This window comes from Chrysiogenes arsenatis DSM 11915 (genome assembly GCF_000469585.1).
GTDB classification, from domain to species: Bacteria; Chrysiogenota; Chrysiogenetes; order Chrysiogenales; family Chrysiogenaceae; genus Chrysiogenes; species Chrysiogenes arsenatis.
Map to the genome: position 1 here is coordinate 409,994 of NZ_KI273144.1, position 10,507 is coordinate 420,500.

Below are 10,507 nucleotides of genomic sequence, written 5' to 3' on the forward strand. Positions count from 1 at the left end.
ATGCCGAATGAAGAGTATTATCTTAACAATATCATGATCATCACCTGCATTGTGGAACGGGGGAAAGCAGACGATGTCGTAGAAGCCGCCAAAAAAGTCGGAGCCAAAGCGGCAACGATTTACTATGCGCGCGGCACTGGCATTCGCGAGCGGCTGGGTCTTTTAGGTATTGCCATCCAACCAGAAAAGGAAATCATCGAAATAGCGGTTCATCCATCGGCGGCTGATGCGGTTTTTGATGCGATGATCGACGCTGGCAAGCTCCATCTACCTGGAAAAGGATTTATCTACATGACACAAGCGGTTAAAGCGTATACGTATATTCCCAAAAAAGAGGAATAACCCGTCAGCGTAACTGGAAAAGCATCGGAATTTCGACTACCGTTTCTATGCTCACACCATGGCGTGTTGCTGGGAAGTAGGTTGACTGCTCAACTGCTTTGCGAGCACTTTCGTCAAGTGGTGCATGGTTTGATGGTTGCACAATCGTGATGACACTGGCCGTACCATCCACACCAATACGCGCCGCTACAACGACTTCTCCCTCCCAGCCCATGCGGCGAGCGACCCGTGGATATTCTGGAATTACCTGACGTGCGTAACGCGCACCATCTGGGCTGCCAAAGGGTGCCGGAATAAACTCGTGGTTTTCCGTTTGAACCACCGGCGTTGCGTCATTTGATGGAGTTCCATTATCAAGTTTTGGCTGGTCAACCGAATCATGTGTGTATGCGATCTCGACGGCGGTCTCCACCTCTTGGCGAACTTCTACCGTATCCACTACCGCCTTTACCGGCTCCCGTACCACTGGTTTTGGTGGCACCAACGCGTGTTGCGCTGACACATCAGGTGGTGCTGCAACACGTTTTTGCACTGGTGGCGGTGCAAGAACAGGAGTAGGTGCCGCTACCACAGGCACTTCGGCCTGCGACACAATACGCACCAGATCAACCGCCACGCTTGTAACCGTTTCGGCTGGCTTACCTGAGCGTTCAAAATGGGCGGGCAACAGCGGCAACACCGCCGCATGCAAGGCGATAGAAAGGGCGAATGGCATCAGGAGTGACGACGACTTTTTCTTCATAAATGCTCCCGTCCCTGAAAACGCAGGCTGCGGATCGGCACAACCCGTGGCGTCCCCGTATGTGGATCGGTTTCTACCAACACCTCCATTCGGAAAGCGCGCCCGAGATTTTCCGGTGTAAATACTTTGGATGGGGTATCCACCGCTACCACGGTGCCACCACTTTCTAAAAGTACAATGCGGTGCGAAATCGCCGCGGCAAGATCCAAATCGTGCGATACTTGTACTATGGTCACACCGTGCTCGCGGTTCATGGTTCGCAACAGCTCTGCCGTCTCCCAGCGGTGATCCATATCCAGGTGACTCGTCGCTTCGTCAAGCATCAACGTTGGGCTCCCCTGCGCGAACGCACGGGCAAGATAGACCCGCTGCCGCTCGCCACCACTCAGTTGCGTCACCGGACGGTGCTGGAGGTGCGCAGTATCGGTCAACTCAAGCGCCCGCTTCACCGCCTGACGATCGAAAGGTGATAAACTCCCCAAAAGCCCGATGCGGGCAAAACGCCCCATTGCCACCAATTCGCCCGCCGTGTAGCCGAAAGCTGGTTCGGCAGATTGCGGCACCACCGCACACAGCCGCGCCATATCGCGACGACCAATCTGGTGCGGCTGCCTGCCTTCCCATTCCACAACCCCAACCTGTGGTGTCAACACACCACGCAACAGCCCCAAAAGTGTCGATTTACCACAGCCATTCGGCCCGAGAATCGTAAGAATTTCTCCCCGCTCGACCCGAAAAGAGATATCGCGTAGCACCGAAGTGCGACCGTACCCAAAGTGTAAACCCTGAACCACAATCATCGGCGTAACCCAAAGCGGCGCAACAGGAAGAGAAAACTTGGCGCCCCGATAATTGCCGTAATCACCCCAACCGGAAGTTCCGCCGGTGAAAAAAGCGAACGGGCGAGCGCATCTGCCAAAAGCAAAAAAATCGCCCCCGCACATGCAGCTGCCGGAATCAAAAAGCGGTGCGAAGGCCCCCAAATAAGCCGTACCGCGTGAGGAATGACCAAACCGACAAACCCCACCAAACCCGCCAGCGCCACGGCCATCGCCGTCATCATCCCCGCTGCTCCTAGAATAATCAGCCGCCCCATCACCACATTCATCCCCAAGTCGGCCGCTTCCTCTTCGCCCTGCGTCAACAAATCCATCGCCGGAGCCATCCCCCACAGCACACCAAACATCGCAATACACACACCGTAGCCCGGCAGCAGCCACGTACTATTTTCACCACTTAAATCACCTGCCAGCCAAAACACTGCCCCGCGCACGCTGTCCGCCGGAAGACTCCAGAGGAGAAACAACAGCAATGCCGCAGCGAGGCTCCCCACCATCACCCCAGCAAGAATAAGCGTTTGCGCAGAACCACGCTGAATCCCGCCCACCATGACCGCAATTGCCAGCGCCAGGAGCGCACCGACAAAAGCGAACAATGGAACCGTCAGCGTCAACCAAGTACCCAATGCCAGCGCACTCACCGCACCAAACGCCGCACCGCCAGAAACTCCCAGCAAGTACGGATCAGCCAACGGATTACGCAAGACCGCCTGAAACGCACTCCCCGCTACCGCCAGCGACGCACCAACCAGCATTGCCAGCAAAGCGCGAGGGAGACGAATATCGAACAGGATCGTCGCGTGAATGGCCTCTTGTGGCTCTCCCCACAACGCTTGCCACAGGGCGGGCAGCGCAATCGTGTACGTCCCCGTGCTCAGTGAAATGGCGAGAGCAAGACCGATACCGCACAGCAGGAAGACAATGGCAATGGGTTTATTTTGCATACGATTATTCTCCACCATGTAAGGCACGATGCAGCGCTTCCAGCCCAAGCACTACGCGTGGGCTGGGTCGATGCAGCCAGTCAACATTGATCGAATATACCCGCTGTTGCTGCACCGCCTGCAACTGCGACCACTGCTGAAAATAGACATCCGGAGTCGTATCCGCCGGATGCGGTGAAACAATAATCACTTCAGGATCATTCTGTAAAAGCCCCTCAATACCCCATGTCGGATAACTGCCACCGTCAAGTGGCACAGTGTTCACCCCACCAGCAATGCGCAGAAGATCATCTGCCATCGTCCCCGTTCCCGCCACATACAGCGGTTTGAGCATGACGGTAATGAGCGTCCGTGGCGTACTTTTCCCGATACTTTGCTGACGCACCCGTTCGATGCGCTGACGCATATCCTCCGCAAGAGCGTTGGCAGTATCCACATGTCCAGCAACCTCCCCAAGCGTTACCACCAACGTGACCACATCATCCAGCGTTTTCGGATACGTGACATAGGTAGTAAAGCCAAGTGCGTCAAGCCGTTCTACAAAGCTGCGACGATTCCCATCTGCGGCCGCAAAAATAATATCGGGACGCGCCGCAATAATCGCCTCCAGATTCGGCTCCGCGTACGCCCCAATCTGTGGCCGCTGCCGCGCCTCTGCCGGATAATTGCAATAGTCAGTTACACCAACAAGTTTTTCACCTGCTCCGAGCGCAAAAAGGATTTCTGTCACGCTCGGCACAAGGGAAACTATCCGCTGGGGCGGCGCATCCAAAGCAACACTCCGCCCCACTGCATCAACCCACTGGCCAGCAAAAGCCGACCAGTGGCTGAGTACGAAACAAAAGAGCAGCAGGACGCGACTGACGATTTTCATTAGAAGCGATAACTCGTTGAAAGATAGGCGCTACGGCCAGGCGTGTTGTACGTTGCAATCGCCTCGTATTCTTTGTCAAAGAGATTTTCGATTTTTGCCTGCACAGACCACTCAGGGGTAATGGCATATTCGCCACGCAGATGGGCAAGGGTATAGCCCGGAAGTTTGAGCGTATTGGCGGCATCGACAAAGCGCTCGCTAAAGCCTTCCAGCGAGAGTGTGGCGCGCAGCGCACCAAAATCGCCATTAAGGTTGAACTGACCTGAACGCTTGGCACGATAGATGAGCGTTTTGCCCGTGCCACGATCTTCTGGCGTCAGCAGATCGACGATACCACTGACACTCCAGTGCGGCGTCAGCGTGTAGCCCGCGCCAAGTTCGTAACCAGTAATCTGAGCACGGTTGACGTTCTGCGCCGGCCATCCCGATATCAGATTATCAATTTCTGTGCGATACGCGGCTATGTTCCAGTAGGCAGAGGCCAATTGCTGGCGCAGCGAAACCTCGTAGCTTTTCCCTTTTTCCGGTTCCAGATTTGGATTACCGCCACCGCCCCACATAGGATCCGCTGGCCAGTACAGCTCGTTGAACGTCGGGGCGCGGAACGACGTGCCATAGTTCAGCGCCAGATGGAAATCGTGCGGCAACGCAATGCCATATCCAGCATTCCACGTCGTATGCGTGCCAAACTGCTCGTTGTCTTCACGTCGCACACCCACGAGCGCCGTGTGATTCCCTTCATTCATCTGATATTGCGCAAAATAACCAGTATTATCGCGACTTGATTTGTCATACTGTGTGGTGCTGCGGACTTCGTCATCCTGATACTCTGCCCCCACGCTCAGCACATCGCTGCCGCGCAGAGCAATATCATTTTGCAAATTTAAAAAAGTGCGGTGTGAGTCATAGCGATCACGAAAAGTGCCATTGAGGAATTCTTTGGTGCGGTCGGCGCTTTGACCAACTTTGGCACTCAGGTTCCACTGCGATGTTGGGCGCAACGTCAGGAGCAGTCCCGTAACCTGTTGGATTGTCTGCGACTCATTCGTCCATCCATCATAGTCGCTCTCCCCTTCGCTGCGCAGGGTATGAAATTCCACACCATTCCCCGGCGAAAATTGATGGGAAACCCGCGCAGTAATAGCCTTTTGCGCATAACCGTCTTTATCTGACTCGTCCGGCGTGTTGCCCCAGCCACCAGGATCGGCCACATTGTTTTTTTGTGAATCAAAACCACCGGTATAGGCTTCGCTGACGCTGAAAGCAAAACGGGTTGCACCGCTCCCGCTGTGAAAAGAGATACTGCCGCGATGCGTGTGGTAACTGCCGCCACCCAACGTCATACTGCCGCCCGTGCCTGCATCGCCCTTGCGGGTAAATACTTGAATAACACCACCAACCGCTTCGGAACCGTAGAGCGTCGAGCGCGGCCCACGGACAATTTCAATCCGTTCAATTTGATCAAGTGGCAAGTGCTGCAACGTCGGATCGCCAAGGGTTGCCGATCCGATTTTCATGCCGTCAACCAACACCGCCACATGGCTATTATTCGTGCCGCGCAGGGAAACACGGGTTATTTTCCCCATGCCACCACTCTGCGTAATCTGCACTCCAGGCACAGCATTCAAAAGCTGTGGCAAGTCGCGATACTGCCCCTGCGCAATCTCTTCGCGCGTGATCACCGTGACTGATGCCAGTGTTTCATCGACACTCTGCGCCGTACGGGTTGCCGTAACAAGAGTGGGAGCAAGACGAGTGGGGGCTGACGTATCAGCCAGAGACGGTGCCGCTGCCAACGGAATCAGCACAAGGCTGAGAGCAGCGGGATACAAACGGGAACGCTTCGACATAGAAAGGCCTCCTGTGTTGTATCCCGGGGGAGTGGGGGAACACAGGAGGCGAATTAACGGGCAAAATACCCGAAAAACGACCGAACCGGCACCCACCTTCCATACCCGGGAAGGATAGTGTTGACATATTCCGGCAGGTCTCCTGACTTGCGTTTCATCCTTCCGACCGCCTTCCCAGCCGGTATGGCCAGTGGCAAAGTGATCAGTCGTCAACGCTTACAGTGGCGGGTCCGTGGGGGAGTTGCACCCCTCTTCCCTTTTCATCTGCCGCCTTCGCGACAGACACCGGAAAATCAATAGCTGCTTTTTACGTGAAGCGTTGCTGGCTGTCAACGAGAGAAACAGCGTTTTGGTACACTATTGCGAGTTGGTGAAAACGGTAAAACCGTGCAACATCAAGAGAAAAAAGCCATCTGTCATCTCGAACGTGTGAGTTTTACACCACAAACTTTACTAACATGTCTTTTTTCAACGAAAGTTGGCACGCTGACTGTTGGACGGGGCAGTGGGGATATCCTGCCCAGCGTTTTTAACTGCTGCAGAAATGGCTGTTCGACTTCGGTGTATTCACTCATTCCCGCTCTCCTTCGTGCAGAGCTTGCAAGCAGTGTTTGCCGAGCGCAGTCAGCCGGTAGCGCTGCTTGCTGCTGCGGGGTTTATCGGGCAGAGTCATTTCGATCACGCCTGCCTCCAATGCTGGCGTTAGGTACAAGCTGCTGAAGCTCACCCGGTCGCGCAGCGCCATGGCAGCCATCAGCTCACTCCGGCTCATCTCGCCTGCCAGCACTTTAAGCAAGGGGGTGACTTGCTGGGTGACTTGCTGGGTAACTTGCTGGGTAACTTCGGGGGTGGCATCCGCCATTGGATGCACTGGCAGTCGGATCAGGTAGGCAAGGCGTTCATCGTCGGTTTCGAAGACTGGCGCAGGCGAGCCATTAGCGGCCATCGCTTTGAGGATTTTTGGTACACCGGTAGAACGCCCTTCAGTCAGATCCAGCTCCTTGAGAAACTCGCCGATACGGCGATTACGGTAGCGGCGGCTTACCGCCCGGCCAGCGGCAAAATCTTCCAGCCGGATAGAGCGATCTGGACCGGGTACACTCAACACCACCAGCTCGCTGCGGCTGATGCGCACTTCAATCGGTTCGCGCTCTTCGTAGGAACGGTGATACACCGCATTGACCAGCACCTCTTCAATGGCGGCATAGGGAAAATTCCATACCCGTGTGGCTTCGGCCCGGTCGGGGTGCTTGATCACCGTCTCGTGCAGATAGTTGCGCTGGATATACCCCAGTACCTCGCGGATCATACGCGCTAGCGGGCCTTTGAAGATTTTCTCGTCAAAGCGGTCACCACCAGCCCCTTCGGGAAACCAGACGACATCAATCTGCGTATAGGGGAAAAAGCGCTCTGGATTTTCATTGAAAAACAGCAGGCCGACGTTTTTCGGCCAGGGCGATTCTGCCGGACCACCGACAACATTCATCTGCCGCCCCAAGGCTTCAACGGAAAGGTTTTCGCCATCTTTGGCCAAGGCACTACCCACTTCGCGCAGATATTCCAGCATCAGCGGTTTAGACAAATCCGCCACGCTGGCCTGCTGGGCATAGCGATCATCAAAGGGCACCGTAGCCGTCAGGCTCAGCAGCTCCCGCTCGGTGTCGCCCTTGGCTTCCACCGTACTGCTGTAACGGCGAATGTAGTAATGCCAAATTTTCTGTTTAGCCGTAACCGATGCCGGTGCTTTGTAGGGGCGATTCATGCCGCCGGGAGCCTGCAATACCATCAGGGTGCGCCCAGCCACGCGTTCGATGCTCAGCGCTGGAAAATAGGGCGGCTGAATCAACTGGCAGGCGGCCAGCAATTGCTGCTGGATGTGGTCGAGTTGCTCTTCTGCCAAACCCACAGGGGGAAACTGCGGCTGGCCATTGGCATCGCAATCCTGACCGATCACCACATAGCCGCCGCCCAGATTTTCAAAATCGTTGGCAAAAGCGCACAGGGTGCGGATGATGGCATCGGGATTCCAGCCCGCCTTGTATTCGATGCGCTCCCCTTCCACCCGGCGCTGGTGCAGCAGGTCATCAATGTTGATGGGTAGGCTGTCAGGCATGGGCGGCCTCTGTATCGGGGGTGACCGGCACTGCGCCGGTGAGTACGTCCTGCAGAGCGTCGGGGTTGGTCATACTCCCGTGCAAATCGTCGCAAGCGTACAGCAGCTGGGATTCATGGTGGGAAAGAGTGAGTTTTCGTTTCATGTGATCCTATCGTTTAGATTGATGGAGGTTTTGTCGCTTTAACAGCTTCCATGTTTTCCGACGCAGCCTCGTGGCTTCTGTATGTATTGCTAATATGTTTTATGTGGCTCGGCATAACTCTTTGTAACTGGATACGCTGTTGATTTCAACTAATACAAAGAGCCGGTATCAGGAACTTAGAAAATTACCGGAACCAGAGTTCCACCACAGATTTTGCTGGCGAGCTTTTTTTGTTTTACGCTTGTCCTTCGGAGGGCGTGGGGGTTATGTTTTTGTCGAATTTCACACGACAATGCTTTGCGAGATAGTGGTGATAGGTAATGCAAGATGAACTACAGCAACTATGCAATGAGTGGGAACTCGGAGTCTGCACTTATCAGCCATACCTGTGATCGTACACGGCAATTGTCCTTGGCCAGCTATGACCGATAACGCAACACTGCACGAACCTGATCCATGAGCTTTACACTTGAATCGGGACGGAATTTGTGACTTTTTTTCCATGTTTCACCTCTAATATCGCAATAGATAGAAAATGAAACTATTTTCTATTTTTCATTGCAACACGGAAGAATGCGGGATACAATTTTCCGTGTTTATAGCCTTAATGTCACGAAATATGGAAAGTTTTCCAGATATAGGGGTGTGATATGCGGAAAAAATTCTATTTATTGCAATGTTAGATCTCGGAGGAGCGTATGAGTGACGATCAAAAAGGTAGTGTGATGTCTAGAGAAAAAATATTGGAAAAAGCCAAAAATCTAGCTACTCCAATAAACTTTGAAGATTTGATTGCTAATGGCATTCTCGAAAAGAAAGGTGCCTGGTACAAAATCCTAGATATGGAGCGTTTGCCTGAGCATGCTAAAGATAAAATCACTGAGTTTGCTTCAGATGGAATGGTAAAGTTCCTCAAAGCAACCAAATCTGCACAAAAGCTTGTAGATAAGCTTTCAAAATGAAATCGTGCAAAATAATCTAACAAGTGGCAGCAGCATCGACTCTACGGGCCTGCCTAACATAACGCTTGGCACAGCGGCGAGCGTTATGTTAGGCAGGCCGGAAAAATCAGGGCTTATTAGCATAGGAGTCGGGTTTGCGAATCGAACGCGAAGAGCTGCAGGTTGGCGCCTCGAAGGTGACTGGCTTGAAGAAAGACATTCAAGATGCTGAAAAGGCATATCTAGGGATGTCGTTCTGGATTAAGGCAGGCGAAAGAAGCGTTGGATGGATTAAAGGGAGGTGTGAAATGATTGATGTTAAAATAATTATTGTCGTAGCTGTGATGGTGTTTGGTGGGATCGCGCTTGCATTCATTCTCCAGTATTTCTTTGGTAAAAAAGACAAGCAGGCCGATAGCGCAAAGGAAGTGTTTGTTGCGGATCGGACGCTCTATGTTGTCAACGCGACTAATGATGGAAAAAGCGAACGTCGTGCTATCCGTTTTCTCGTCAGTAATAAAGGGAAAATTGAGATATACCAGTCAGATTGCGATTTAATCTTCAGTGAGAGTCGCATGGGAGAGATTGAGATTGAGCACCAGTTAAGTGATGTGAAATGCGAGGTGCTTGGTGCTGGCAGAGTGAAAGTGACTAAGATTCCGATTGATCCACGCAATAAGAAGATTGATATTTTTGGGGATAAAGCTGGATCTTGCTCAAATAGCATATTTGATGATATCGATGAGGCTAGTCGTATAAATTACGATTCTATTAATTCGAGTGTGTAAAATATTTTGTGTAAGTGGCCATTTAAGATACTATTCTGATCATATCTCAAGGAGTATCCCATGGCCATTTCCGATGAACTTCTCGACCAGCTTCTTGTCAACTATAAAAAGCCTGAAGATCTTGTAGGCGAAGGCGGTCTACTCAAAGAGTTAACGAAGCGACTTGTAGAGCGTGCAATGCAGACAGAGATGACAGACCATCTTGGCTATGCCAAACATGGAAAGTCAGACAAGCAGGCTGGAAACTCACGCAACGGCAAATATCCAAAGACTATTAGCGGCGAGTTTGGTGAGCTTCAGATCAATGTCCCCCGTGACCGCGACGCCAGTTTTGAGCCAAAAATTATCCCCAAAGGTCAAAGCCGTTTTCATGGTTTTGACGATAAAATCCTCTCTATGTACGCGCTGGGCATGAGTACACGGGACATTCAAGTTCACTTGGAAGAAATGTATGGTGTGGAGGTTTCCCCCACCTTAATATCCCAAGTAACCGATGCTGTGATTGACGATGTGAAATCATGGCAAAACCGTCCCCTTGATGAAGTTTACCCCATTGTTTATCTGGATGCTATCAGGGTGAAAGGGAGACAAGGCGGACACATTATCAACAAAGCAGTGTATCTCGCGTTGGCTGTCACCATGGAGGGACAAAAGGAAGTTCTTGGCATGTGGATCGCGGAAAATGAAGGGGCAAAGTTCTGGCTTAGTATTCTTAACGGACTACAAAACCGTGGAGTTAAGGATATTTTCATAGCTTGCGTTGACGGCTTAAAAGGGTTCCCAGAAGCTATAGAAGCCGCTTATCCGAACACCCAAGTGCAAACCTGCATTGTGCATATGGTCAGACATAGCTTGAATTTTGTGGCATGGAAAGAGCGCAAACAGATGGCCGCCGACTTGAAAGAAATTTATGCCGCGCCAACAGAAGA

The 10,507-nt window shown here is 52.5% G+C and carries 11 protein-coding genes and 1 riboswitch; of the genes, 4 read left to right on the forward strand and 7 right to left on the reverse strand.

What is annotated here, in order from left to right; translation table 11 throughout:
* Entirely contained in the window at positions 1 to 342 is a 342-nt protein-coding gene (locus P304_RS0113095; protein ID WP_027390900.1) for a P-II family nitrogen regulator, read from the forward strand.
* 4 nt (positions 343 to 346) lie between these two features.
* Here the strand turns inward: P304_RS0113095 and P304_RS0113100 are convergent, their stop codons facing one another.
* From P304_RS0113100 to P304_RS17150, 7 genes are all read right to left on the reverse strand, one after another.
* Positions 347 to 1,084, reverse strand: a complete 738-nt coding sequence (locus P304_RS0113100; protein WP_027390901.1) for an energy transducer TonB — start codon at positions 1,082 to 1,084, stop codon at positions 347 to 349.
* The gene (locus P304_RS15735; protein ID WP_034765511.1) at positions 1,081 to 1,884 is read right to left on the reverse strand and encodes an ABC transporter ATP-binding protein; all 804 of its coding nucleotides are present in this window, start codon (positions 1,882 to 1,884) and stop codon (positions 1,081 to 1,083) included. The genes P304_RS0113100 and P304_RS15735 overlap by 4 nt, the downstream gene beginning before the upstream one ends.
* Entirely contained in the window at positions 1,881 to 2,867 is a 987-nt protein-coding gene (locus tag P304_RS0113110; RefSeq protein ID WP_027390902.1) for a FecCD family ABC transporter permease, read from the reverse strand. The genes P304_RS15735 and P304_RS0113110 overlap by 4 nt, the downstream gene beginning before the upstream one ends.
* A gap of 4 nt (positions 2,868 to 2,871) precedes the next feature.
* The gene (locus tag P304_RS15740) at positions 2,872 to 3,741 is read right to left on the reverse strand and encodes a cobalamin-binding protein (RefSeq protein ID WP_051321694.1); all 870 of its coding nucleotides are present in this window, start codon (positions 3,739 to 3,741) and stop codon (positions 2,872 to 2,874) included.
* A complete protein-coding gene (locus P304_RS0113120) occupies positions 3,741 to 5,591 on the reverse strand; it encodes a TonB-dependent receptor domain-containing protein (RefSeq protein WP_027390903.1) in 1,851 nt (616 codons plus the stop codon). The genes P304_RS15740 and P304_RS0113120 overlap by 1 nt, the downstream gene beginning before the upstream one ends.
* A 115-nt stretch (positions 5,592 to 5,706) precedes the next feature.
* A riboswitch (cobalamin riboswitch) is annotated at positions 5,707 to 5,896 on the reverse strand.
* Positions 5,897 to 6,162: 266 nt separating this feature from the next.
* Positions 6,163 to 7,704, reverse strand: a complete 1,542-nt coding sequence (locus P304_RS0113130; protein ID WP_027390904.1) for a Fic family protein — start codon at positions 7,702 to 7,704, stop codon at positions 6,163 to 6,165.
* Entirely contained in the window at positions 7,697 to 7,849 is a 153-nt protein-coding gene (locus P304_RS17150) for a hypothetical protein (RefSeq protein WP_160165075.1), read from the reverse strand. The genes P304_RS0113130 and P304_RS17150 overlap by 8 nt, the downstream gene beginning before the upstream one ends.
* Before the next feature lie 698 nt (positions 7,850 to 8,547).
* Here P304_RS17150 and P304_RS0113140 point away from each other — a divergent pair.
* The 3 genes from P304_RS0113140 to P304_RS0113150 all read left to right on the forward strand — a co-directional run.
* A complete protein-coding gene (locus tag P304_RS0113140) occupies positions 8,548 to 8,811 on the forward strand; it encodes a hypothetical protein (protein WP_027390906.1) in 264 nt (87 codons plus the stop codon).
* A gap of 134 nt (positions 8,812 to 8,945) precedes the next feature.
* Positions 8,946 to 9,578, forward strand: coding sequence for a hypothetical protein (locus P304_RS0113145; protein WP_027390907.1), 633 nt, complete (start codon positions 8,946 to 8,948; stop codon positions 9,576 to 9,578).
* 60 nt (positions 9,579 to 9,638) lie between these two features.
* Positions 9,639 to 10,507: IS256 family transposase (locus P304_RS0113150; protein WP_027390908.1), on the forward strand; the 869-nt coding region annotated here is incomplete at its 3' end.

Bases quoted from the DNA above. Each gene is read 5' to 3' on its own strand.
- P304_RS0113095 (WP_027390900.1), top strand. From the start codon at position 1: ATGCCGAATGAAGAGTATTATCTTAACAATATCATGATCATCACCTGC.
- P304_RS0113100 (WP_027390901.1), bottom strand. From the start codon at position 1,084: ATGAAGAAAAAGTCGTCGTCACTCCTGATGCCATTCGCCCTTTCTATC.
- P304_RS15735 (WP_034765511.1), bottom strand. From the start codon at position 1,884: ATGATTGTGGTTCAGGGTTTACACTTTGGGTACGGTCGCACTTCGGTG.
- P304_RS0113110 (WP_027390902.1), bottom strand. From the start codon at position 2,867: ATGCAAAATAAACCCATTGCCATTGTCTTCCTGCTGTGCGGTATCGGT.
- P304_RS15740 (WP_051321694.1), bottom strand. From the start codon at position 3,741: ATGAAAATCGTCAGTCGCGTCCTGCTGCTCTTTTGTTTCGTACTCAGC.
- P304_RS0113120 (WP_027390903.1), bottom strand. From the start codon at position 5,591: ATGTCGAAGCGTTCCCGTTTGTATCCCGCTGCTCTCAGCCTTGTGCTG.
- P304_RS0113130 (WP_027390904.1), bottom strand. From the start codon at position 7,704: ATGCCTGACAGCCTACCCATCAACATTGATGACCTGCTGCACCAGCGC.
- P304_RS17150 (WP_160165075.1), bottom strand. From the start codon at position 7,849: ATGAAACGAAAACTCACTCTTTCCCACCATGAATCCCAGCTGCTGTAC.
- P304_RS0113140 (WP_027390906.1), top strand. From the start codon at position 8,548: ATGAGTGACGATCAAAAAGGTAGTGTGATGTCTAGAGAAAAAATATTG.